Annotated in this window: 21 protein-coding genes and 1 riboswitch; of the genes, 9 read left to right on the top strand and 12 right to left on the bottom strand. The window is 72.2% G+C overall.

The window, feature by feature from the left end; genetic code table 11:
• The first annotated feature begins 10 nt into the window (after positions 1-10).
• The 3 genes from DEJ13_RS12545 to DEJ13_RS12555 are packed head-to-tail and all read left to right on the top strand — an operon-like array spanning position 11 to position 3,458.
• Positions 11-502 carry a MarR family winged helix-turn-helix transcriptional regulator gene (locus DEJ13_RS12545; RefSeq protein ID WP_220037533.1) on the top strand — a complete coding sequence of 164 codons (492 nt, stop codon included), beginning with the start codon at positions 11-13 and terminating at the stop codon, positions 500-502.
• On the top strand, positions 499-1,848 hold the full coding sequence (locus DEJ13_RS12550) for a cryptochrome/photolyase family protein (RefSeq protein ID WP_111105616.1): 1,350 nt from the start codon (positions 499-501) through the stop codon (positions 1,846-1,848). Before DEJ13_RS12545 ends, DEJ13_RS12550 begins: the two co-directional genes overlap by 4 nt.
• Positions 1,845-3,458, top strand: coding sequence for a serine hydrolase domain-containing protein (locus DEJ13_RS12555; protein ID WP_111105617.1), 1,614 nt, complete (start codon positions 1,845-1,847; stop codon positions 3,456-3,458). Before DEJ13_RS12550 ends, DEJ13_RS12555 begins: the two co-directional genes overlap by 4 nt.
• Positions 3,459-3,473: 15 nt before the next feature.
• On the opposite strand, the gene DEJ13_RS12560 is transcribed toward DEJ13_RS12555, so the two are convergent.
• Positions 3,474-4,448 carry a carbohydrate kinase family protein gene (locus DEJ13_RS12560; RefSeq protein WP_181436907.1) on the bottom strand — a complete coding sequence of 325 codons (975 nt, stop codon included), beginning with the start codon at positions 4,446-4,448 and terminating at the stop codon, positions 3,474-3,476.
• Positions 4,449-4,646: 198 nt separating this feature from the next.
• On the opposite strand from DEJ13_RS12560, the gene DEJ13_RS12565 reads away from it, so the two are divergent.
• Entirely contained in the window at positions 4,647-5,219 is a 573-nt protein-coding gene (locus tag DEJ13_RS12565) for a TetR/AcrR family transcriptional regulator (protein WP_111105619.1), read from the top strand.
• Positions 5,220-5,302: 83 nt separating this feature from the next.
• On the opposite strand, the gene DEJ13_RS12570 is transcribed toward DEJ13_RS12565, so the two are convergent.
• The 5 genes from DEJ13_RS12570 to DEJ13_RS12590 form a co-directional block, all read right to left on the bottom strand.
• The gene (locus DEJ13_RS12570) at positions 5,303-5,917 is read right to left on the bottom strand and encodes a superoxide dismutase (RefSeq protein ID WP_111105620.1); all 615 of its coding nucleotides are present in this window, start codon (positions 5,915-5,917) and stop codon (positions 5,303-5,305) included.
• 44 nt (positions 5,918-5,961) lie between these two features.
• Positions 5,962-6,501 carry a flavin reductase family protein gene (locus DEJ13_RS12575; protein ID WP_056118997.1) on the bottom strand — a complete coding sequence of 180 codons (540 nt, stop codon included), beginning with the start codon at positions 6,499-6,501 and terminating at the stop codon, positions 5,962-5,964.
• A 363-nt stretch (positions 6,502-6,864) separates the two neighbouring features.
• Positions 6,865-8,388 (bottom strand): MFS transporter, encoded by a 1,524-nt coding sequence (locus DEJ13_RS12580; protein WP_056119000.1) that lies wholly within the window; start codon positions 8,386-8,388, stop codon positions 6,865-6,867.
• 179 nt (positions 8,389-8,567) lie between these two features.
• Positions 8,568-9,614, bottom strand: coding sequence for a LacI family DNA-binding transcriptional regulator (locus DEJ13_RS12585; protein ID WP_111105621.1), 1,047 nt, complete (start codon positions 9,612-9,614; stop codon positions 8,568-8,570).
• Entirely contained in the window at positions 9,593-11,653 is a 2,061-nt protein-coding gene (locus DEJ13_RS12590) for an aldo/keto reductase (protein ID WP_111105622.1), read from the bottom strand. Before DEJ13_RS12590 ends, DEJ13_RS12585 begins: the two co-directional genes overlap by 22 nt.
• A 193-nt stretch (positions 11,654-11,846) precedes the next feature.
• Here DEJ13_RS12590 and DEJ13_RS12595 point away from each other — a divergent pair, with 193 nt between their 5' ends.
• The 5 genes from DEJ13_RS12595 (at position 11,847) to DEJ13_RS12615 (ending at position 15,956) form a co-directional block, all read left to right on the top strand.
• A complete protein-coding gene (locus DEJ13_RS12595; protein WP_235515388.1) occupies positions 11,847-13,157 on the top strand; it encodes an ABC transporter substrate-binding protein in 1,311 nt (436 codons plus the stop codon).
• Positions 13,154-14,197, top strand: a complete 1,044-nt coding sequence (locus DEJ13_RS12600) for a carbohydrate ABC transporter permease (protein ID WP_082517703.1) — start codon at positions 13,154-13,156, stop codon at positions 14,195-14,197. Before DEJ13_RS12595 ends, DEJ13_RS12600 begins: the two co-directional genes overlap by 4 nt.
• On the top strand, positions 14,194-15,111 hold the full coding sequence (locus DEJ13_RS12605; RefSeq protein WP_082517704.1) for a carbohydrate ABC transporter permease: 918 nt from the start codon (positions 14,194-14,196) through the stop codon (positions 15,109-15,111). The genes DEJ13_RS12600 and DEJ13_RS12605 overlap by 4 nt, the downstream gene beginning before the upstream one ends.
• A 58-nt stretch (positions 15,112-15,169) precedes the next feature.
• On the top strand, positions 15,170-15,718 hold the full coding sequence (locus DEJ13_RS12610; RefSeq protein WP_111105624.1) for a TetR/AcrR family transcriptional regulator: 549 nt from the start codon (positions 15,170-15,172) through the stop codon (positions 15,716-15,718).
• A gap of 67 nt (positions 15,719-15,785) precedes the next feature.
• The gene (locus tag DEJ13_RS12615; RefSeq protein ID WP_156463469.1) at positions 15,786-15,956 is read left to right on the top strand and encodes a hypothetical protein; all 171 of its coding nucleotides are present in this window, start codon (positions 15,786-15,788) and stop codon (positions 15,954-15,956) included.
• A 232-nt stretch (positions 15,957-16,188) separates the two neighbouring features.
• On the opposite strand, the gene ribH is transcribed toward DEJ13_RS12615, so the two are convergent.
• The 6 genes from ribH to DEJ13_RS12645 form a co-directional block, all read right to left on the bottom strand.
• Positions 16,189-16,671 (bottom strand): 6,7-dimethyl-8-ribityllumazine synthase, encoded by a 483-nt coding sequence (gene ribH, locus DEJ13_RS12620; RefSeq protein ID WP_111105625.1) that lies wholly within the window; start codon positions 16,669-16,671, stop codon positions 16,189-16,191.
• Positions 16,668-17,408: a 3,4-dihydroxy-2-butanone-4-phosphate synthase gene (gene ribB / locus DEJ13_RS12625; protein ID WP_349815038.1), complete on the bottom strand. Its 741-nt coding sequence runs from the start codon at positions 17,406-17,408 to the stop codon at positions 16,668-16,670. Before ribB ends, ribH begins: the two co-directional genes overlap by 4 nt.
• Positions 17,408-18,052, bottom strand: coding sequence for a riboflavin synthase (locus DEJ13_RS12630; RefSeq protein WP_056119011.1), 645 nt, complete (start codon positions 18,050-18,052; stop codon positions 17,408-17,410). The genes ribB and DEJ13_RS12630 overlap by 1 nt, the downstream gene beginning before the upstream one ends.
• Before the next feature lie 108 nt (positions 18,053-18,160).
• Positions 18,161-18,295, bottom strand: a riboswitch (FMN riboswitch).
• A 76-nt stretch (positions 18,296-18,371) separates the two neighbouring features.
• Positions 18,372-20,795 (bottom strand): bifunctional lysylphosphatidylglycerol flippase/synthetase MprF, encoded by a 2,424-nt coding sequence (locus DEJ13_RS12635; RefSeq protein ID WP_111105626.1) that lies wholly within the window; start codon positions 20,793-20,795, stop codon positions 18,372-18,374.
• Positions 20,792-22,120 (bottom strand): alpha/beta hydrolase, encoded by a 1,329-nt coding sequence (locus DEJ13_RS12640; protein ID WP_111105627.1) that lies wholly within the window; start codon positions 22,118-22,120, stop codon positions 20,792-20,794. Before DEJ13_RS12640 ends, DEJ13_RS12635 begins: the two co-directional genes overlap by 4 nt.
• Positions 22,121-22,306: 186 nt before the next feature.
• On the bottom strand, positions 22,307-23,815 hold the full coding sequence (locus tag DEJ13_RS12645; RefSeq protein ID WP_284158080.1) for an LAVTG motif-containing sortase-dependent surface protein: 1,509 nt from the start codon (positions 23,813-23,815) through the stop codon (positions 22,307-22,309).
• Positions 23,816-23,856 lie beyond the last annotated feature (41 nt).

Consider the following 23,856-nt stretch of genomic DNA (forward strand, 5'->3'; position numbering starts at 1 on the left):
GAGTACCACCGTGAACGACAGGTCGACCGCCGTCGCCGCCTGGGAAGCCCTCTTCCGGGCGCAGGTGAGCGTCATGCGGAACCTCAACAACGAGTTCCCGGGCGGCGAGATCTCGTTCAACGAGTACGACGTCTGCTTCAACCTCTCCACGCAGCCCGGCCGACGTGCCCGCATGCGGGACCTGACGGGGCACCTGCTCCTGACCCAGCCGAGCGTCAGCCGGCTGGTCGACCGGCTCGCGTCGCGCGGCATCGTCGAGAAGCAGCCCGACCCGACCGACGCCCGCGGGGTGATCGTCGCCCTCACGTCCCACGGTTTCGACGTCTACCGCGCGGTCGCCGTGCAGCACGCCGCCAGCATCGCCGCCCAGGTCAGCGCCGGCCTGACGGATGCCGAACTCCGCACCCTCACCGACCTCTGCACCAAGCTCCGCACGGCGACCTCCGACCCGGTCCCCGCCCGACGCGGCGGCGCGCCCCTGACCGACGTGGCGACGGCATGACCGGCGCGATCGTCTGGCTGCGCGACGACCTGCGGCTCGCTGACAACCCCGCACTCCGCGCGGGCATCGACCACGGCGGTGACCTGACCGTGGTCCACGTCCTCGACGACCAGAGCGAGGGGATCCGTCCGCTCGGCGGTGCGGCGAAGTGGTGGCTGCACCAGTCGCTGACGTCGCTCGACGCCGACCTGCGGCAGCGCGGGTCCCGACTGGTGCTCCGCCGGGGCGCCGCGGCCGACGTCATCGACCAGCTCGTCGCCGACACCGGAGCGGACGGCGTCTACTGGAACCGTCGGTACGGCCCGGTCGAGCGCGAGATCGACGCCGGCATCAAGGCCGCACTGACCGACCGTGGCATCGCTGCACACAGCTTCGCGGCGTCGCTGCTCTGGGAACCGTGGACCGTGCTGAACGGCTCGGGCGAGGCCTACAAGGTCTTCACGCCGTTCTGGCGTGCGGCCCAGTCGATGCCCGAGCCCCGGCACCCCCTCCCGAAGCCGCGCACGCTGCCCGACCCGTCGTCCGCCACCGGGGACGACCTCGCCGACTGGGCGCTCCTGCCGACCTCCCCGGACTGGGCCGGTGGGCTGCGTGACGCGTGGACGCCGGGCGAGCACGGTGCGGCCAAGCTGCTCGAGGACTTCGTCGAGCACGCGCTCGAGGACTACGACCAGCGCGACGAACCCGCCATGGCCGCGACGAGCGACCTGTCCCCACATCTGCGCTGGGGCGAGATCAGCCCGTACCAGGTGTGGCACCGGCTGCACGGCAAACTCGAGCCGCACCAGCGCCAGCAGGCGCCGGCGTTCCTGCGGCAGCTCGCCTGGCGCGAGTTCAACTGGCACGAGTACTTCCACTGCGAGCAGCTCGCCACGGTGAACGTCCGGCGCGAGTTCGACGCGTTCCCGTGGCGCGACGCCCCCGAGGACGAACTCCAGCGCTGGTACCACGGCGCCACCGGGTTCGACCTGGTCGACGCCGGCATGCGCGAGCTGTGGAGCTCGGGCGCGATGCACAACCGCGTGCGCCTGGCCACGGCGAGCTTCCTCGTGAAGAACATGCTCGTCGACTGGCGCATCGGCGAACAGTGGTTCTGGGACACGCTGGTGGACGCCGACCCCGCCAACAACGCCGGCAACTGGCAGTGGGTCGCGGGCTCCGGCTTCGACGCGGCGCCGTACTTCCGGGTGTTCAACCCGGACCGGCAGCTCGAGCGGTTCGACAAGCACCGCGAGTACGTGCGGCGCTGGGTCCCCGCCGACGAGGAACGCCCGGAGCCGATGCTCGACCTGCGCGAGACCCGGCAGCGTGCCCTCGACGCGTACGACCGGATGCGCCGCGCATGACCGGTGCCACCGCGGCGGCGATCGACCGGATCGACGGGCTGTTCCGCGATCGGGTCGACCAGGGCATCGCTCCGAGTTCCGTCTGGGGTGTGTTCGACCGCAACGGCCTCGTCGCGACCGGCGGTCACGGTGACCGTGGTGACGGCGCGCCACCGGACGCGGACACGGTCTACCGGATCGCGTCCTGCACGAAGAGCGTCACCGCGGCGACGCTCCTGTCACTCGTCGCCGACGGCCGAGTCTCGCTCGACGCGCCGATCACCGACTTCGTCCCGGCCTTCGCGGACGTCACCCTGCCCACCGCCGACTCGGCCGTCCCGACGCTCCGCATGCTGCTGACCATGTCGGCCGGGTTCCCGACCGACGACCCCTGGGGCGACCGGCAGGAGTCGATCACCGACGCCGAGCTCGACGCCGTGCTGCGCGAGGGGCTGCTGTTCGACAGCGTGCCCGGCACCGGGTTCGCCTACTCGAACCTCGGGTACGCGCTGCTCGGTCGTGCGGTCCAGGTCGTCGCGGGCCGCCCCTTCACCGAGGTGGCGTCCCAGGTCGTTCTGCGCCCACTCGGTCTCGACGACACCGTGTTCGCGGCGGCCGACGCCCGCGGCCTCGTCGTCACCGGCGCCCGCCGCCACGACGACGCATGGGAAGCGCTGCCCCTCAGCGGCCCCGGCGCCTTCTCACCGATCGGCGGGCTGTTCTCCACCGTGACGAACCTGTCCCGCTGGGCGCGCCACCTGTCGTCGGCGTTCGCGTCGGTGGTCGACCCGGACGGCTCTGCCGAGCCCGGGCCGGTCTCCCCCGCCGACCGTCGGACGATGCAGCAGGCCATGCGCGTCATCCCCGGGCCGGCGATCCCGAGTGCCCGTCGCCCGATCGGCTACGGCTTCGGGCTGTTCGTCGAACAGGACGACGCGGTCGGACCGATCGTGTCGCACTCCGGCGGGTACCCCGGGTTCTCCGCGCACATGCGATGGTCGGTCCACACCGGCCTCGGGGTCGTCGCGTTCGAGAACGCCACGCAGGCCAAGGTGTCGGTCCCGACCGAGACGGCGCACGACCTGCTGCTCGGCATCGAGCCACCGGTCGTCCGACCCTCCGAGGCGACCCGGCCGCCCGGTACGACCCCGCCCGGTGCGACCCCGCCCGCGGTGCTGCCCGCCACGCGCGCCGCTCAGGCAGCGGTGACGCACCTCCTCGCCGCGTGGACGGCAGCGCCCGACACGACAGGGCCCGACACGACGAGCACCGGCACGCCAGCGCCCGACACGACGAGCACCGACACGACGAGCACCGACACGGAGACGCAGCACCCGGCGGTGCCCGACCGTACCCACGACCCCGTCGCACAGGCGATCTGCTCGCCGAACGTCCCGATGGACGTGCCCTGGGACCGGCGCCGTTCGGCCGCCCTGCGTGCCGTGGCCGCGGTCGGTGCCGACGTGCACGCGGACCCCGTCGGCGAGTCCTCGTCGGCCCCGACGCACCTGCGCTGGTGGCTCCCCGGCACGGCCGGCCGACTCCGGGTCGAGATCCGGCTCGCGCCCCTCGCCTCGGGGCTGGTCCAGACGCTGCTCGTGGTCGCGGAACCGGTGGAGCGCGACCGCTGACGTCCAGCGTCCGGGTCAGACCGGCGGGCGCCCGCCGACGAACCCCAGGGCGCGTGCGGCGACCCTGGTCCCCTCGCGCGCGGCGGACCCGACGCGCACCTGGTCGGTGGCCCACGCGCGGATGAACCCCGCGGCGAACGCGTCTCCGGCACCCAGGGTGTCGACGACCGTCGCCGGCGTCGCCGGGACCCGTTGCTGGGCGCGTCCTCGTCGCCCGAGCAGCACGCCGTCGGCCCCGAGCGTGACGAGCACGAGCGGCACGGTCTCCGTGAGGATGCGCGCCGCCTCGTCCATGTCCGTCGTCCCGCTGAGCGCCGCCGCCTCGGCACGCCCGGGCAGGAGCACGTCGACGCCGTCGAGGGCCCCCAGCAGGTCAGCGGCGCCGATCGCACGCACCACCCCGACCGACGACGGATCGAGCGAGACCCGTGCGGCGCCCGTCCGGGCGCGCTCGACCAGGGCAGCCACCCGGTCCGCTCCCCCGGCGCCGAGCATCGCCTCCCCGGTGAGGTGCACGATGTCGGCGCGGCCGGCGAGGTCCGAGGGCACGTCGTCGGCACTCAGGACCGCGCTCGCGCCGCCGTCGGACATCGAGGTCCGTCCGAAGTCGCTGCGCACCGAGACGACGGCGCCGGTCGACGTCCGGGCGTCGTACCGGATGTGCGGTCGGACGCCCGCGTCCTCGAGCGCCCGCTCGTGCCGGTAGACGTCGTCGACCCCGACGCGGCCCACCAGGTCGACGTCGGCGCCGAGCCACCCGAGCCAGGTCGCCGTGTTGCCGGCCGCGCCCGCCGGACGGTGGCGGATCTCCGCGGTCGCGTCGTGGTCGCCGGTCGCCTGTGCCCGGGTGTGTACGATCACGCCGTCCAGGACGTCACCGACCACCAGGAAGCGCTTCCCTGCCCCACGACGGCGCCCACCCACCGACCGTCCGCCGACGGTGCCTCCGGGACGTGGCGGGGGCACAGGACGCTCGGGGAGGGTGGTCATCACACAGAGCCTAGAGGTAAGCGAGCAATACTCCGCTTTTCTGGGTGTCGACCTGGACGGTCCTTCAGATCCACGTGCCGGGGGCTCCACTGTCGATACGAGACATTTCAGCGGTAGCATGCTCGTGACCGCACCCAGCGGCCCGCCGCGGACACTTCCCGCCGCGACCGCAGCACACCCGCACCGCCGGAGACGCCAATGCCCCGCAAGCCAGACCCGACCCTGAAGCCCGCGATCGTCGAGAAGGTCGCCCAGCACCTGCGCGACACCCCGACCGCGGACGTCTCGGTCCGGAGTCTCGGTCGCGTCCTGGGCACCAGCGCGTACCCGATCGTCTACCACTTCGGCTCACGGGACGCCCTCATCGACGCCGTCGTCGATCACCTGGCGCCGGCAGCCGATCAGCCGCTCGACCCCGCGACGGACGCCACAGGGCTCGCCGACTGGCTCGTGGCGCGGTTCGGTGGGCTCGACGACCCCGACCGTGCCCTCGCCGCACGTCTGACGTTCGAGCTCGGGGCGGTCGAGTCGCTCGCTGGTCGCACGCACGAACACCGTTCCCACCAGGCGCTCGTCGACGCTGTGTCCGCCTGGTGCACCGCGCACGGTCACACGGCCGACACCGCGGCCACGACGGCGCGGGCCGTGGTGTCCGGAGCGCGCGGGGCGCAGTGGAGCCACATCGTCGACGACGGACACACCGACGTCGACACACGGCTGCGGGCCGTCGCACGCGGGCTGACGAGTGACGCGCGCGTCCCGGCGGGCTGACCGCCGACCTGGACGGCACCGACGAACGACGGGAGGCCCGGTGCCAGCTGGCACCGGGCCTCCCGTCGTTCAGGCGGTCACGCTCAGAGCGTGACGAACTGCTGCGACTTCGCGTTCGCGAAGCGCGCCGCGACGTTCTCCCAGTCGACGATGTTCCACACGGCCTTGACGTAGTCCGCCTTGACGTTGAGGTAGTCGAGGTAGAAGGCGTGCTCCCACATGTCGAGCATGAAGACCGGCACCAGGCCGAACGGCACGTTGGCCTGCTGGTCGAACAGCTGGAACGTGGTGAGCTTCTGGCCGACGGTGTCCCAGGCGAGGACACTCCAGCCGGAGCCCTGGATGCCCGTGGCGACGGCGGTGAACTGGGCCTGGAACTTCTCGAACGAGCCGAAGAACTCGTCGATCGCAGCGGCGAGCTCACCCTCCGGGACCTTCGTGTCCGGGCCGAGGTTGGTCCAGAAGATCGAGTGGTTGACGTGACCGCCGAGGTTGAACGCGAGGTCCTTCTCGAGCTTGTTCACGTTCGCCAGGTTGCCCGACTCACGGGCCTCGGCGAGCTGCTGGAGCGCGGTGTTCGCACCCGTCACGTAGGTCTGGTGGTGCTTGTCGTGGTGCAGCTGCATGATCTTGCCGCTGATGTGCGGCTCGAGTGCGGCGTAGTCGTACGGCAGCTCCGGCAGGGTGTACTCAGCCATGTGAGTTCCTTTCGATCAGTGGTTGGCGGATGGTGCTCCGCAGCTCACGAGAGCCGGGAACGATCAGTGAGGGAGTGGAATTCCCGGTTGTGGTAGACCAGCGGCTCGCCCCGGTCGGCCCCGAGGACGATGTCCAGGACCTCGGCGACGACCACGGTCGAACCGCCGATGGGCGTCGTCGACAGGGGGCGGCACCGCAGCACCGACGCGGCGGAGGGCAGGTAGCGGTCCCCCGACGGCAGGGTGCCCCACACCGGGTCGTCAGCGGCGGGGCTGCCCGTGCTGGCGAAGCGCTTCGCGAGCGCGACCCCGTGCGCGTCCATCAGGTGGACGACGAACAGCGGGGCTCCGAGGATCGTGCCGGCCGATCCGGAGTTCGTCGACAGCGAGAACACGAGGACCGGCGGGTCGATCGCGACGCTGGCCACGCTCGATGCGGTGAGGCCGGTCGGGCCGTCGGGTCCCTCGGCGGTGATCACCGCGACGCCGGCGGGGTGCCCGCGGAACGCCGACTTGTAGGCGTCGGTGATGCCCGACGGGACGGTGGTCGACGGCGCGGCGTCCGACGGTGCTGCTTCGGGCATGGGAGTCGTGGTTCGTTCCTCGTCTTGGCGGTGGTCGCGGTGCTCGCGGCCATGTCCCAACGTAGGACCTCGACCCCGCTCGAGGTCAGCGATTCACAGGTTCGGCGCACCCCGGGCGTGCCGTGGGGCCCGCTCGGTGCGAGGTTCGGGCACGGTGCGGGGTCGCACGGTGCGAGGTTCGCGGGCGGTGCGGGGTCGCACGGTGCGAGGTTCGCGGGCGGTGCGAGGTTGACGGCCCCGTGCGCCGATACAACCTCGCACCGAGGACGCAACCTCGCACCACGGACGAAGCTCGCACGGTGCGAAACGGACCCGGCACCTCGCGGCTCAGCGGTCCCACGGCCCCACGGCGCGCGGCGCGCCTCAGCGGCGACGGAGCATCACGAGGGCACCCGCCGCCGCGACGACCATGAGCACCGCGGCCACGCCGGCCGTGATCGTCACGCCCGAGTCGAACGCCGCCCGCGCCGACTCGAGCAGCACCTGCCCGGTCGACCCGCCGAGCGACGACGCCGCGGCGACGGCACCGCCGAGCGTCTCCTGGGCAGCGGTGTGCGCCGTCGAGGACAGCCCGCTCGGCACCACGACGTGCGCGCGGTAGGCCGTCGCCAGGATCGTCCCGAGGATCGCCGTCCCGAGCACCGCGCCGATCTCGTACGCGGTCTCGGACACCGCCGACGCCGCGCCGGCCTTGTCCGCGGGGGCCGTCGAGATGATGAGGTCGTTCGTCACGGTCTCCGACGCGCCGATCCCGATGCCGAGCAGCACGAAGGCGAACGCCAGCGCGGCGATCGAGGCGTCGTGGCCGAGCACCGCGACCAGGGCGTACGCGGCGGCCGAGAACAGCAGCGCGACGGCGACGACCCAGCGCGGGGCGACCCGGGCGACGATCGGCACGACGACGAGCCCGGCGACGATGGTGAGCACCGACCCGGGGATGAGCACGACCCCGGAGGCGAAGGGGTCGAGGCCCGCGACGAGCTGCAGGTGCTGCGCGATGAAGAACAGGAACCCGGTGAGCGAGAACATCGCCGCCATGTTCATGAGCACGCTGCCGGTGAAGGCCGTGCTGCGGAACAGCCGGAGGTCGAGCATCGGGGTGCGCGACCGCAGCTGCCGCCGCACGAACGCGACGCCGCAGAGCACGCCGACGCCGAGCATCGCGATCGCGAGGCCGCGCTCCTCCGGGTGCACGACGGACTTGATCGCCCAGGCGACGGGCGCCAGGGTGCCGAGCGACAGCAGCATGCTCACGACGTCGACCGGCCCGGGGTTGCGGTCACGGGACTCCGGCACGCAGAACGGCACGGCGACGAGCATCACGACCAGGATCGGGACGGCGACCAGGAAGACGCTCCCCCAGTGGAAGTGCGCCAGCAGTGCGCCGCCGACCAGCGGGCCGAGCGCGTTGCCGGCCGCGAACATCGTCGACCAGACCGCGAGGGCCATGCGCCGCTCGCCCGCGTCCGGGAACACGTTGCGGATGATCGACAGGGTCGCGGGCATGAGCATCGCGCCGAACACGCCCATCGCGATGCGGGCGGCGACGAGCATCCACGCGTCGGTCGCGAACGCCGCGGCGACGGACAGCAGCGCGAAGCCCGTGGCACCGGTCACCAGGATGCGACGACGCCCGATGCGGTCGCCGATGCTGCCCATCACGACGAGCAGCCCGGCCAGGACGAGCGGGTACGCGTCGACGATCCAGAGCTGGGTGGTGGCGTCCGGGTGCAGGGCGCGGGCGATCGACGGCAGCGCGAAGCTCAGGATGGTGTTGTCCACCGAGATGAGCAGCACGGGCAGCATGAGCACCGCGAGCGCCAGGAAGCGTCGGGACCGGCTCGCGGTGACACGGGTCGCGACGGGACTGGTGAGGAGTGCGGACATGGTGGTGCTCCACGGACTTCGAGGGTGTTGCTCCGGGCGCGGAAGTCGTCACGCTGCCCGGCAGGACCACTCCACTGTACCGTCTGGACGGTTGACGTGGCAAATGCAACACAGAACGGACGGGAGGCCCGTGGCGGCGCCGCCACGGGCCTCCCGTCCGCCCTGTGGTCGCCGGACGGCTACGCCGACTCGCGCAGCAGGAGCCGGTGGCGCACGGTCCGCTGCACGGCGGCACCGTGCCGCGGCAGCTCGCCCGCGAGCATCCCGAGCGCCAGGTCGAGCGCTTCGCGCGCGACGGCGTCCAGGTCGACCGCCAGGGTCGTGAGCGTCGGCGTGACGAGCGTGCCGAGCGGCAGCCCGTCGACGCCGACCACGCGGACGTCACCGGGGACGTCGACCCCGGCGCGACGGCAGGCGGAGAGCACGCCGAGCGCCATCACGTCGTTGAAGGCGAGGATCGCGTCGAGACGACCGCGGCGCTGGAGGATCCGCTCGGTCTCCGCTGCGCCGCACTCCGCGGTGCCGTGCGCACCGTGCACGATCCGGGGCAGGTAGCCGCGCCGTCGGAGGGCGTCGAGCATGAGCACGCCGCGCGCACTCGTCTGGTCCGGCGGGGAGTTGTCGAGCACCACCGGGTGCCGCACGCCGGTGGCGACGAGGTGGTCGGCGAGGACCTCGACCGCGTCGGCGGGATCGATCCACACCGCGCCCGTCGGGGGCTCCGACGCCGGGTCGAGCTCGACCATGGGGACGGTGCCGAGCACCTCGTGCCAGCGCTCGCGACGCGAGCCGAAGTACCCGATCACGACGTCGGTCTGGGCGCCGAGCGCCGCGACCATCCGGTCCGCGTCACTCACCAGGTCGACGTCGGCCAGCATGACGTTCCACCCCTGTTCCGCCGCGAGCCCGACCACCGCGGCGGCGAGCTGCGGCGTGTACGGGTTCCGGAGGTCGTTCACCACGAGCCCGAGCTGGTGGTCGCCGCCCGTGACGAGCCCGCGGCCGAAGCGCGAGGGTCGGTAGTGCAGGACCGCCGCCGCGGACAGGACGCGCTCCTTGGTGCTCGCGCTGATGCCGGGCATGCCGTTCATCGCGCGCGTGACGGTCTGCCGGGACACCCCCGCGGCCGCGGCGACGTCGATGATCGTCGCCCGGCCGGCGGGAGCGTGCCCCGGTCCGGACCCGGGGTCGCTGGCCGGGTCGGTCAGTCGCGGAGGTCCAGCCATGCCACCTGTTCGGGAGTGAGGTCGACGGAGAGGCCCGTCATGGAGGACCGGGCTTCCGCGATCGTACGCGGTCCGAAGAGCGGGAACGTCGGGAACGGCTGGTTGAGCACGTAGGCCAGGGCGATCGCCGTCGCGGGCACGCCGAACTGCTCGCCGAGTTCGCGGGCACGACGCAGGCGCTCGAAGTTGTCGTCCGAGTAGTAGCAGCGCACGAGTTCGGCGTCGCTGGTGTCCTCGGGCTTCGCGCGTCCGGTGAAGAACCCGCGCGCCTGGGACGACCAGGGCAGCAGCGGGACCTGGCGCTCCTCGAGCCAGGCCTTCGAGGCGGGGTCCGTCGCGTGTCGGCAGCCCGCCCACGGGACGTCGTACGCCTCGGCCAGGCCGAAGTGGTTGCTCAGGACCTCGAACTCGTGCTTGCCGTTCGCGCGGGCGTAGGCGTTCGCCTCGTCGAAGCGCGCCAGGCTCCAGTTCGACCCGCCGTACACGCGGATGCGACCCGCGCGACGGTGCTCGTCGAGGACGTCGACGAACTCCCCCACCGGGATGTCCTCGTTGTCGCGGTGCATCATGTAGATGTCCGCGTAGTCGGTGCCCTGGCGCTCGAGGCTCTCGAGCAGCTGACGACTCAGGGATTCGGGGTCGCAGTAGGGGGTGTGGGCGCCCTTGGTGATGACGACCACGTCCTCGCGGAGTCCGCGGTTCTGGATCCACTTCCCGAGGCGCCCCTCGAGCACGCCGCCGCCGTAGATGTAGCCCGTGTCGAACACGTTGCCGCCACGCTCGACGAACAGGTCGAAGATCGCGCTGGCGTGCGCCAGGTCGGGCTGGTTGTCGACGCCCATCACCAGGCGCGACAGGCGCTTGCCGACGCCGGGGATCTCGCCGTACCGCATCGTGTTGTCGCTCTGCACGGTGAGCGGGCGACCGCTGACCGTGGGGATGTCGGCGGTCTCGGCCTCGAACGGGTACCGCAGCCCGATCGCGGCGCGCCACCGGTCGAGTGTGCGGGCGGTGGCGAGCGACTCGTCGAGGGTGTGCTCTGGCGCGTCGACCCGGCCGGCCGCGAGGGCCGCGGTCGTGGCGTCGGCCTCGAGCGCGTACGGCGCCGCACCGGCGAAGGACAGCGTGCGCGGGTCCTCGTCGACGGTGCTGATCTGGATCGTCGGGTCGTCGCTCAGGGTCCACGGGTCGGTCAGCCGGATGCGCCCGGTCGTGCCGTACACGGTGACGACGTTGTCGTCCTGCACCCGGACGCCCGTCCGGACGCTCGCGGTGATCGTTCCGGGGCCGCTCGCGCCACCGCGGTACGTCAGGGCAGCGCTCGTCCACTCGTCGACACCCGTCGGGCCGAGCGAGCCGGTCGCGGTGAGCTCGGTCGGTTCGGCGACCGCGACACCGGTGGCTGCCTGGACGACCGCTGCGGCCATCGTGACCGGGTAGCCGCCGACGTCGAGGATGCCGCCGCCGGCCGTCTCGACGTCGAACAGGCGGCCGGTGCGGGACCCGGCACGGAACGCGAACGACGCGTCGACGTGGGTGACGTCACCGATCGCGCCCTGGCGGACGAGGTCGAGCAGGGCAGCGGTCTGGGGGTGGAAGCGGTACATGTACGCCTCGACGAGCGGCAGGCCGGCCTGGCGCGCCGCGTCGACGAGCGCCATGGCGGTGCCGTGGTTCGGGGCGAGCGGCTTCTCGCAGAGCACGGCCTTGCCGGCGTCGAGCGCGGCGAGCACGAGGTGCGCGTGGCCGGTGTGCACGGTCGAGACGTACACGGCGTCGACGTCCGGGTCGGCGAGGACCTGGTCGTAGGTGCGCGCGGCGACGTCGGTGAAGCCGTGCTCGACGGCGTCGTCCGCGAACGCCTGGGCGCGCTCGGCGGACGAGCTCCCCGCCGCGACGAGGGTGGCTCCGGCGGTGCTCGCGTGCAGCTGGGAGAGGAAGCGGCGGGCGATGCTGCCCGGTCCGAGGACGGCCCAGCCGGGCGTGTCGTGGGCGGCGGCGGTGGGGGTGCCGGCGGTGGTCGCGGTCTGCGCTGACATGCGGATCCTGTTCGTCTCGTGAACCTTCACGGTCCTTCGGGGTCGTGACGACGGTATCGCCGCGATCCGCCCGCTGCAACGGCTCCGGTGCTTGACACGGCGTGTCGTGCAGGCAATGCTCTGCTCCAGTTCCGTGAGCGTTCACGGTCGAACGCGCACGACACCCGATCTCAACGACGAGAGCAGGTCTCCAGTGACAGCAGCACCATCGATCAGTCTGAGCCGGCGGGGGTTCCTCGCCGGTGCAGGTGCCCTCGGGGCACTCGCCAGCACCGCACTCCTGGCCGGGTGCTCGAGCGGCACCGCCATCTCCAAGGACCCCGACGAACTGGTGCTCTGGTACTGGAATCGGTCGCTCGACCCGAAGTTCCTGCAGCAGGCGGCCCGCGGCATCGACGGCCACCGACCGATGCGGCTGCGTCCCGACCTGATCGGCGGCGCGGCGTACGACACGAAGTTCCGAACGGCGCTCGCGGGCAAGGCGTTCATCCCCGACGTGCTCATGGTCAACTCGAACTGCTGGCTGTACTTCCCCGACGAGGACCTGTTCACCGACTTCGACGCCCACGGCGGGAAGGCGAAGTCGAGCGACTACTACGACTGGAAGCTCTCGCTCGGACGGACCCCGACCGGACGCCAGTGCTTCTGGCCGGTCGACACCGGGCCGACCGCCTTCTTCTACCGGCAGGACGTGCTGGCGAAGGCCGACCTCCCGACGGACCCCGACGAGGTGTCTGCGGCGATCAGCACCTGGGACGACTTCCGCCGGTTCGGTGCGACGCTCCGCAAGAAGGCCGGCGTCGCGACGGTGATCACCGCGAACCAGCTCTTCAACCAGTACGTGTACGCCAGCCCCACCCGGTACTTCGACCGCGATGACCGGCCGGTGTTCGAGCGGGACGACAGCAGCATCCGGAAGGCGTGGGAGAACGCCGTGGCGTGCGCGAAGTCCGGGGTCACGGGCAACCTGCAGTCCGGTACCGACCAGAACGCCGGATGGGTGTCGGGCCGCGTCGCCGGGCAGATCGAGGGCGCCTGGTGGACGCAGGTCATCCACGACACCGCACCCGACTCGTCCGGGCAGTGGCGGATCGCCCGCCAGCCCGAGCGGCCCGGCAACAGCGGCGGCTCGTTCCTGACGGTCCCGAAGACCTCGAAGGACCCAGCTGCCGCGGTGGCCTTCGCACAGTGGATCACCTCGCCCGAGGTCCAGTCGCACACGTACAACGACATCCAGCTGTTCCCGTCGACGCCGTCGTCGTTCGACAACGGTCTGATGCGCAAGCCCGGGGACTTCTTCGGGGACCAGGACCCGCTGACGTTCTTCAGCGACACCGCGATGGACGTCCCCGTGACGTACATCTCGAACAACGAACGGTTCATCGGCGCCTTCGCGACCGAGATCACCAACGTCGAAGCGGCCGGCAAGGACCCGGACCGCGCGTGGCAGGACGCCGTCGACCAGACCAACCGTGTCCTCGAGAAGCGTGGGGTCGGCGCATGAGCACGAAGCAGGCACCACCGACCACGAGCATCCCGGCGGTCGTCGGGACCCCCACGGCGTCGATCACCACGGCGGCCTCCGGGAAGCGCCTGGGACTGCGGAGGTTCTGGCCGCAGTACGTCGCGATCGCGCCGTTCTACGTGCTGTTCCTGGTGTTCGGGCTGTTCCCGATCGTCTTCTCGATCGTGCTGTCCTTCACGGACTGGGACGGCATCGGGGCACCGGCGTGGGTCGGGTTCGCGCAGTACGAGTACCTGCTCGGCGACCCGCGGTTCTGGAACGCCGTCGGCAACACGTTCCTGATCTGGGTGATGTCGACGATCCCGATGCTCTTCCTGGCACTCGTGCTGGCGTTCCTGCTGCACGGCAACATCCGCGCGAAGGGCTTCTACCGGGTGGCGTTCTTCATCCCGAACGTCACGAGCATGGTCGCGATGGCGATCGTGTTCGGCTCGGTGTTCTCCGACGGCTTCGGCCTGGTGAACGCCGCGCTCCGAACGCTCGGGGCCGACCCGGTCGGATGGCTGTCGTCGTACTGGGGCATCAAGGTGACGATCTCCGTGATGGTCATCTGGCGCTGGACGGGCTACAACGCGATCATCTACCTGGCCGGGCTGCAGTCGATCCCGACCGAGCTCTACGACGCCGCGAAGGTCGACGGTGCGAACACCTGGCAGATCTTCTCCCGCATCACGGTCCCGCTGCTGCGGCCGGTGATCCTGTTCACGCTGATCACGTCGACCATCGGCGGACTCGGGCTCTTCACCGAGCCGCAGATCCTGTTCAACGGCGGTTCGGTCGGCGGACCGGACGAGGCGGGCATGACGATCGTGCTGTACCAGTACGAACAGGCGTTCAACCAGTTCGACTTCGGGTACGGGTCCGCGATCGCCTGGGTCCTGTTCCTGTTCTCCGTGGTTTTCGCGATCATCAACTGGCGCCTGCTCAGTGAGCGGGACGGCCTGAAGACACCACGGCGCCTGCGCACCGCGCGCACGGTCCGCCCCGTCCGCTCGACCACGAAGGGGGTCGACGCATGACCGCGACACAGCCGACCACGACCACGACGAACACGGCGGCCGCCCTCGGCCGCCCCGGTGCCGCTGCCGACGACCCGCACCGCGGGTTCCGGCGCGGCTGGGTCGGGACGCTCGTGACACACGTCTGCCTGGTGGTCGGCGTCGTGCTCTCGATCTTCCCGTTCTGGTGGCTGCTCGTCATGTCCACGTCGACGAACGCGCAGATCTTCGGCTACCCGCCGTCGCTGTGGTTCGGCAGCAACGCGCTGGCGAACGTCGCCTCGGTGTTCGCCAACGTGGACATGCTCCGCGCACTGCTGAACACGGTGATCGTCGCCGGGTCCACCGCCGTGCTGGTGATGCTGTTCGACTCGCTCGCCGCGTTCGCGTTCGCCAAGTACGAGTTCCCGTTCAAGCGGTCGCTCTTCACGGTGATGCTCGCGACGTTCCTGGTGCCCGGCAGCCTGTCCCTGGTGCCGAGCTTCGTGCTGATGTCGCACCTCGGGTGGATCGGCGGACTGCAGGCCCTGATCGTGCCGGGAGCGGCGAACGCCTTCGGCATCTTCCTGCTCCGCCAGTTCGCCACCGGCTCGATCCCGAACGAGATCATCGACTCCGCGCGGGTCGACGGGGCCGGCTTCTTCCGGACCTGGTGGTCGATCGCGGTGCCGATGCTGCGCGGCGGTCTGGCGTTCCTCGGGATCTTCACGTTCATCACCGCGTGGAACGACTACGTCTGGCCGCTGATCGTGCTGATCGACCCGAAGGGCCAGACACTGCAGGTGGCGCTCGCCGGGCTCAGCTCGGTGAACGCGACCGACCTGGGGGCCGTCATGGCTGGCGCGGTGATCAGCGTGTTCCCGCTGATCGGCGTGTTCATCATCGGGTCGCGGCACTTCATCGCGAACATCGCGGCCGGTGCCCTGAAGGGCTGAGTCCGCGGGCGGCGGGGCGGTACCGTCCCGCCACCCGTGACTCTCTAGACTCCCCCTCATGGCAAGTGCTCGCGACCGCGTCCTCGACAGCTTCGTCGCCATCGTGTGCGCGGAGGGCGAGCGTCCCGCGACCCTCGACGCCGTCGCCGCGCGGGCCGGGGTCTCGAAGGGCGGGCTGCTCTACCACTTCGGGTCGAAGGCCGCCCTGGTCGAGGGGCTCTGCGACCGGCTCGCCGACCTGTCTGCCGCCGACGTGGAGCGGATGCGCGACGCCGAGGACGGCCCCGCTCGCTACTTCGTCCGCAACTGCCAGTTCGTCGGCAGCGAGCTCGACCTCGCACTGCTGGCCGCCAGTCGCCTGCAGCAGGCCGGCTACGACGAGGCGGGGCGCACCCTCGACGAGACCGAGAACGCCTGGCTCGCGACGCTGGTGGACGCGCTCGGCGACGTGCCGACGGCGCAGGCGATCAAGCTCATGGGCGACGGGCTGTACCACGCGGCGTCCCTCGGCGCGGCGAGTGCCGGCCGCCCGGACCGGGCGAGCGTCGACATGGAACCCCTGCTCGTGGTGGTCGACCGTCTGGTGTCCGCCCGGCCCGGGGCGTGAACCCGGACGTCGGCACCTGGGGATAGACTGGCGGCGTTCCACCCGCCTGACTTCCGGAGGTACCACCGTGGGCCGCGTCATCGCTGCTGTCTTCTCGATCCTGCTGCTCGTGGTCTCCATGTACCTGTTCGGCGTGGCCTTCCAGGTCGCCTCGGGTCAGGCCTTCGTCTTCATGGGCGGCGTGCTCCTCATGTCGCTCTCGTTCTTCCTGCCGATCCACGTGTTCGGCAAGCGGTAGTCACCACCGCACGGCAGAACGGCCCCGCACCGATCGGTGCGGGGCCGTTCTGCGTACCGGGTCTTCCGCGTACCGGGTCTTCCGCGTGCGGGGTCTTCCGCGTGCGGGGTCTTCCGCGTGCGGTCGTCGTTCGCTTCGCACTCCCTGACGAACATCGCGCCCCGAGGGATCGGGGCGCGATGTCAAGGACGGGGTGCGACGCGGGCGGCGGCGACCCTCCGGACCGCCGCCGTCAGACGACGGGGACGGTCAGGGTCCGGAGCAGCACGGCGGTCGACACGGCGGCGTGCGCGGCCTCGGCACCCTTGTCCTCCTTCGAGCCGGGCAGGCCCGCGCGGTCGATCCCCTGCTGCTCGTCGTCGAGGGTGAGCACGCCGAAGCCGACGGGCTTGCCGGTGTCGATCGCGACGCGGGTCAGCCCGTCGGTCGCCGCCGACGACACGTACTCGAAGTGCGGGGTGCCCCCGCGGATGATGACCCCGAGGGCCACGACCGCGTCGAACCCGGCGCCGAGGGCGGCCTTCGCGACGACGGGGAGCTCGAAGCTGCCCGGCACGGGCAGCACGGTGGCCTCGGCACCGAGACGCTCGACCTCACGTCGGGCGCCGGCCAACAGCCCGGCCGCGATCGTCTCGTGCCACTGCCCGGCGACGATCGCCACCCGGACCCCGCTGCCGTCGACCTGGTCGCGCTCCGCTGCGCCTGCTCCGCTCATCGTTCGGTTCCTTCCGTGGGCGAGACGTCCGTCGCCGCCCGGTCTGCCGCGTCGAGCCACTCGACGAGTGCGGCGATGGTGATGACGGGCACGTCGGCGCGTGCCCCGAGTTCGACGAGCCGCGGCAGCCGCATCATGCTGCCGTCCTCGTCGACGATCTCGCAGATCGCGGCCGCTGGGCGCAACCCCGCCGCCGTGACGAGCTCGATCGCGGCTTCGGTGTGCCCGGCGCGCTCGCGGACCCCGCCGGGACGTGCGCGCAGCGGCACCACGTGGCCCGGTCGGTGCAGGTCGTCCCGCACCGACGCCGGATCGGCGAGCACCCGGAGCGTGCGGGCTCGGTCGTGCGCGCTGATGCCCGTGGTCACGCCGACCGCGGCATCGACGGTGACCGTGTAGGCGGTGCCCCGCACGTCCTCGTTGTGCGCCACCATCGGCGGCAGGTCGAGGGCATCGGCGATCTCGGCGCTGACCGGGGCGCAGATGAAGCCGGACGAATGCGCGACGGTCCACGCGATCCATTCGGGTGTCGCGAGCTCGGCGGACAGGATGACGTCGCCCTCGTTCTCGCGGTGCTCGTCGTCGGCGACGATGACGGGGCGCCCGGCGGCGATCGCGGCCACGGCCGCCTCGATGGTCGCCAGACCGGGCACGGCCCGGTCGTCAGCCGGACTGGAGGCCCGCCCCGCGCCCGCAACGCCGGCCACGTCGGTCAGGTGCCCGGTCTCGGTGCCCATCACCGGGCCTCCAGACCGACCGCCTGCGCAGCGGCGTCGAGCCGGAGCATGCGACGGACGTGGCGGGCGAGGACGTCGGTCTCGACGTTGACCCGGTCACCGGGGACGCGGTCGCCCAGGGTGGTGGCCGCGAGGGTCTCGGGGATGAGGCTGACCTCGAACCAGGCGTCGGACGGGTCGGTCGTCTCGGGTGAGACGGCACTGACGGTGAGCGAGACGCCGTCGAGCGCGACCGAGCCCTTGTCGACCACGAGCGGGCTGAGCTCGGGCGTCAGGGCGAAGCGGACCCGGCGCCAGCCGTCGCCGTCCGCGGTCTCGAGCACGGTCGCGGTGCCGTCGACGTGGCCCTGGACGATGTGGCCGCCCAGTCGGTCCCCGACCGACGCCGCACGCTCGAGGTTGACGGGGTCCCCGACCCGCAGCGACCCGTGTGCGCTCATGTCGAGCGTCTGCTTCATGACGAAGGCGGTGAAGGACTCGGGGGTCTGCCCGACGACGGTCAGGCAGACGCCGCTGGTCGCGATCGAGTCGCCGTGGCTGGCGTCGGCCACGACCAGGGGGCCGCGGATGGTGAGCGCGACGGAGTCGCCGTGCTGCTCGACGGCGGTGACCGTGCCGAGTTCCTCGATGATGCCGGTGAACACTGGTGCCCTTCCTACGGGACTCCGGGTGTGCACGACGGTCGTCGGCGGAGCGGACGGGTGCACCGCGGCCACGGACCTGCAGGGTCCGGGCATGGTGGTGCCGTCCGCCAGCGCATCCTTCCATCCGGACTCTCACCGTCGGTCCCGGAGTTCACACCGGGTCAGCATCGGTCGGGCGTGGACCCGTCGTCAGCTCGTGGACTGTCACCACCGGTTCGGACTTGCACCGACCCCGGAGCGCTTGCGTACCCCCGACGATACCGCAGCACCCCGACACCCGCGCCCGGTGTGGTCATGCGCCGTCACGCGCCAGCGAGGGTCAGCCGCGTCCGCGTGCCAGGGCCAGGGTCTGCCGGAGCGACAGGTCGGGGAGGTAGGCGCGGACGACCGCGACACCGATGGCGGGCAGCGCGACCGCGTCCGGGTACGCCAGCACCAGGGGGTGCAGGTCGGGGCCGAACTTCAGCTTGAACCGCAGCAGCGACCGGAAGCCGTACACGGGCTCGAGCACGCCGCCGACCAGGTCGAGCAGGCTCTGCACACCGTCGCCGGACGGAGCCGCCCCCGGCGCCTGGGCGAGCGGCGCGGCGGACAGACTCAGTTTCTCGGCACCGTCCTCGCGCATCCGGTCCGCGGCACTCGCCACCAGGAACTCCATCACGCCGTTCGGGGCCGCGTTCGTGCGGCGCATCACGTCGAGCGTCCACCCGACGACCCGGCCCTCGCGGTACGACGGCAGCCAGCTGGTGACGGCGAGGACGGTGCCCTCGGCGTCCTGCGCCACGAGGGTGCGGACGTCGGGGTCGCGCATCTCGTCGACGCCACCGAGGGTGAACCCCATCTCCGGCAGCTCGCGTTCGGAGACCCACTCCTCCGAGATCGCCTCGATCTGTCGGGTGGTGGCGGTCGGCAGCTCGTGCCAGGCGGACCACGTGGCGGTGATCCCCTCGCGGGCGGCCTTGTTCACCGCGGTGCGGACGTCCTGCTTCTTCTTGCCGCTCGTCGTCCACGGGCGCGGGTCGAAGTCGGCGTCCTCAGCGACGGGCAGGGTGCTCCAGCCGACGGCGCGGAGCGGCACCGCGACGGCGTCGTCCACGCCGTAGAACACCGGGGTCCAGCCGTTGTCGTCGCAGTGCCGGGCGAAGGCGGCGAGCGCCGGGGTCCTGGCGTCCTCGTACCCGAACGGCCCGCCGAGGGTCACCGCGACCCCGCCGTTCCGCCGGTAGGCGATCCCGGCGCGGCCGTCGTCGGCGAACCAGTACGTGTTGCCCTGCCAGGTGGTCATCCACCCAAACGTGTCCCCGCCGCCGGCCTTGAGCAGGGCTCGGGCACGCTCGCGGTCCGCCCGGGTGCCGTCGGGGTCGAGGTCCAGCGGAGCCGCTCCGGTCGGGCGGACCGCGGCGATCGCGACGACGAGCCAGAGGACCGGGCCCGCGATCGCGAGCGAGAACCGCAGTCCGGCGCCCATCGTCGGCAGGTGGTCCCAGAAGGTGGTCGGCGAGATCGGCCCGAGGGCGGCGACCGCGATCCCCAGCGGGTCGGCCACCCGGGTCGGCGAGGCGTCGGCGACGACGAGCAGCACGGCGACCAGGACCGCGGCCGTCCCGAGCACGACCGCCGCGAACCCGATCAGGCGTCGGCGGGTGGGGAGCACAGTGAACGACCGACGCAGGACGACCAGCACCACGGCCGTCGCGAGCGGCACCAGGACCGACGCGACGATCGAGAGCGTGACGATGAACTGGTCCTCGGTGCCGTGCAGTCGTTCGATGCGCCCGGGGACCGCCGTGTAGGTCACCGCTGCGGCGATCGCCGTCACCAGGTCGACCACGACGACGAGCCACACCGCGAACCGGCTGCCGCGGAACAGCCCGAGCCCGCCGACGACCAGGACCAGCAGGGGCGGGACGGCGAGCAGGAGCGTCCACGGGTCGGTCGCCCGGTACGCGAGCAGGTGGCGCAGGCACTCCCCCGCGACCCCGTCCGCGCGGCAGCCGGACACCGGGGTGACGGGACCGGTGCCGACCACGGCGGCGATCGGTGCGAGCAGGCCGACGCGTGCGCGGGAGACGAGCGCGATGACCGGGCCCACGGCGGAGACGAGCACGACGGTGCCGAGCAGGACCCGGATCTCGCGGTGCGAGCTGCGCGTCCACCCGACCCGCTTCGGGGTCCGCCGCAGCACCTCGCCGAGGATCCAGCCGGTCGCCGCGGCCAGCACGGCGTACAGGTCCGACGCGTGTCCGGCGTACAGGAACAGCGCCGCGACGACGGCGAGGGTGTTCACGCGGATGCGCCGGCGCCAGAGCGGTCCGGCGAAGGCGCTGGCGGTGGCGATCGTCCCCACGATCGCGGTCCAGGGGTCGAAGCTGGTCGCCCGCCCGAGCAGCAGCGCCCCGGCGTTCCGTCCGTCCAGGTCGACGAAGGCGCTGAGCGCGCCCAGGCCGGTCCCGACGACGGTCGTCACGACGAAGGCGGCGGCCGTCCGCCTCGACCCCATCAACCGTTCGGAGGCTCCCACCAGGACCACGACGCCGGCGAGCGTCAGGAGGAGCGCGAGCACACCCGTCGAGGCGGCGAAGACCCGGAACGGTCCGAGGTCCTGCGGACCGTTCGGCGCGTGGGAGACGCGCGTCACGACCCCCACGACGGTGGTCAGCAGGACCAGCACCGTGATCGTGACCGTCACCGGGGCGCGTCGGGCCGAGCGGAGCGCCGTCGACCCGAGGTCGCGCGGGCTCACAGCGCGCCGTCCTGCGCCGGCAGGCCGAGGTGAGCGATGACCAGCTGGAGTCCGTGGGCGAGCACGTACCGGACGGTGTTCCAGTCGTGTGCCGAACCCGGTGAGACCAGGACGTCGGTCTGCATGCCCGCCTGTTCGGCCGCGGTGCGGAGTCGCGCGGTCGTTGCTCGGTACGGGGCGTCGTCCTGGCCGAAGCCGAAGACGGTGAGGTGGTCGTGGTACGGCGCGTTGCGGTGCATGATCGCGATCGGGGCGGCCGCGGCGTACGCGGCACGGTCTCCGTGGAACGCCACCTGGGCCGAGTGCTGCGCCGAGCCGGTGAACGGCGCGATCTCGCTGGAGATCGCGAGCGCCGAACCGAACACGCCGGGGTGCTCCGCCGAGAACTGCATCGCGCAGGTCGCCCCCTCGGAGAACCCGTCGACGCCCCAGGCCGACGGCCCGGACGCGACGTCGAGGTGCTTCTCGATCCAGTGCACGGTGTCCGTCATGACGTAGGTCGCGCTGCGTCCGAGCTGCCGTGAGTCCAGGCACATCGGGTTGCGGTTCGGGGCCCCGAGCTGGTCCGGCGCGACGACGATGGGCGCCAGGCCCTTGTGCGCAGCTGCATAGGCGTCAAGGTACCGGCCCATGCCACCCGCCTGGAACATGTCGGACGGCTGACCGGGCTGACCGGAGAACGTCACGAGCACGGGCAGGGTCGGCGGGTCCTTCGTCAGCGCTGCCGGCGGGAACCAGACGACGGCCTTGCGGGCGTGGAAGTGGGACACCGTCCCGGGGATGCGGAACGACATCGCCTTCCCCTCGCGGGGCATGCCGGCCGGTGCCGTCCACGTCGCGGCGTCGACGACCGTCGCGCCCGGCGCTGCGGCGTGCTGGTGTCCGAGCGTGCCGTCCGGGTAGGGGTTCGTCGTGATGGCCTGGTCGATCGTGCGGTACGCCCCGAAGTCCACGTTCACCCCGAGGCCCGCCGCCAGCACCATGGTGGCCATCGCCGTGACCGCGAGCACCCGACGCCCCCACGCCCGTCCGTTGAGCCCGCCCTGCACCAGCACGACCAGGGCGAGCGCGATGCCGGCGAACGCCAGAGCGACCCACATCCGTGTGACCGGGGTGAACGCGACGCCGAACTCGTCGCGGACGTCGCCGAACCACCAGACGGCGAGCAGCCCGACAGCGGCACCGACGACGACGGCGACCACCCGCAGCACCAGCCCCCGACGCCGACCGAGGAGCGTCCAGAGGGTCAGCAGCGCCGCCAGGACGTCGACGGGGACGAGCACCTGGGGGGTGACGATCGGCACGCGGAGCAGTTCGGTGAACACGGGTTCATCGTCCTGCCGAGCGGCTGCCGAGGGGCTGCCGAGGCGCTTCCGCTGTTCACAGCATCGGCATCAACCACACCCAGACGTCATACGGATCGTTCCCAGGTTGCCCTCCGCACGTCCCCGGGTACGCAGTGGCACGCCTCTGAGGGGCACCGGCGGACCGGTGCCCCTCGGAGTCGGTGGTCAGTGCCGGCGTCGGAGGACGAGCGTCCCGGCACCGGCGAGGAGCAGCAGCAGCGCGAACCCCAGGGGCACGGCGGGCGAGGTCGCCCCCGTGTACGCCAGGGTCGACGGGGTGGTGCCCGACGTCGCAGCGGCGGCGGCGACCGGGACGGTGGCGACCGTGCGGGCCGTCGTGGCGGTCTGTGCCGTGGCGACGGTGGCGACGGTGGCGACCGTGCCGGTGGTCACGACGCCGATCGGGGTCGTCGTGGAGCCGGGCGTGGTCCCGTCACCGGGATCGGTCCCGTCGCCGGGGGTCGTCCCGTCACCGGGATCGGTCCCGTCACCCGGGGTCGTCCCGTCACCGGGGGTCGTCCCGTCACCCGGGTCGGTCCCGTCACCGGGGGTCGTCCCGTCACCGGGGGTCGTCCCGCCACCCGGGGTCGTGGTGGTGCTGGTGCCGTCACCGACGATGCCGATGCCGTTCCCGCCGATGGTGATCGGGATGCCGATCACCGGCGCGACCTGCGTGCCCGAGAGCAGCCCACCGTCGCCGGTGGTCGTGCTCCCGGTGCCGGTGCCCGCCGTGCCGGAACCCGTGCCGGTGCCCGTCGATGAACCGGTCGAGGTGCCGTCACCGACGATGCCGATGCCGTTCCCGCCGATCGTCACCGGGATCGAGACCACCGGGACGACCTGCGTCCCGGATGCGACGCCGTCGGAGCCGGTCGTTGCCGGACCCGACGTACCGGCACCGGGCGTACCCGTCGTGCCGGTGCCGGTCGAGGAACCGGTCGAGGTCCCGTCACCGAGCAGCCCGATGCCGTTGCCCGACACCGTCACCGGGACCGAGACCACCGGGACGATCTGCGTCCCGGATGCGATCCCGTCGGAGCCGTCCGTGGTCGGAGCGGCCTCGGACGGTGCCGACGGCGCCGGGGCCGTGGCGGCCGGAGCCACCGCGGTCGAGGTCGCGTCACCGAGCACCGAGATCGCGTTGCCGGTCACGTCGACCGGAGCCTGTACGGTGCCGGCGACCTGGGTGCCGGACGCCACCGCGTCCGCACCCGACGTCGTCGGTGCCGCGGGGGCCGCGGGGGCCGCGGCCGGTGCTGCAGGGGCCGGAGCCGCGGTCGCCACCGCGTCGCCACCGACGGCGATGGCGTTGCCGCCGACCGTCACAGGGGCGGTCACCTCGGGCACCACCTGGGTCCCCGAGGCCACACCGTCGGACCCGGACGTCGACGGGGCGGCAGCCGGTGCGGCAGGGGTCGGCGCCGGCACGGCAGCCGGTGACGGTGCAGCCGGCGCAGGTGCCGCCGGGGCCGCGGACGACACCGCGTCACCGAGCACGCCGAGGGCGTTGCCGAGGACGGACACGGGGGCGTCGACGGACGGCGCCACCTGGGTCCCGGACACGGCACCGTCAGCGCCGGTGGTGGTCGCAGCGTTCGCCGCGGCAGCACCTCCGAACGTCAACCCGCCGACGAAGAGGGCGAACCAGAGCCCTCTGGAGACGTACTTGTTCATGGTCATCACTCCTGATCGAGATGTCACGACCGCGGTCGCGG

Source organism: Curtobacterium sp. MCLR17_007 (assembly GCF_003234655.2).
Classification (GTDB): domain Bacteria; phylum Actinomycetota; class Actinomycetes; order Actinomycetales; family Microbacteriaceae; genus Curtobacterium.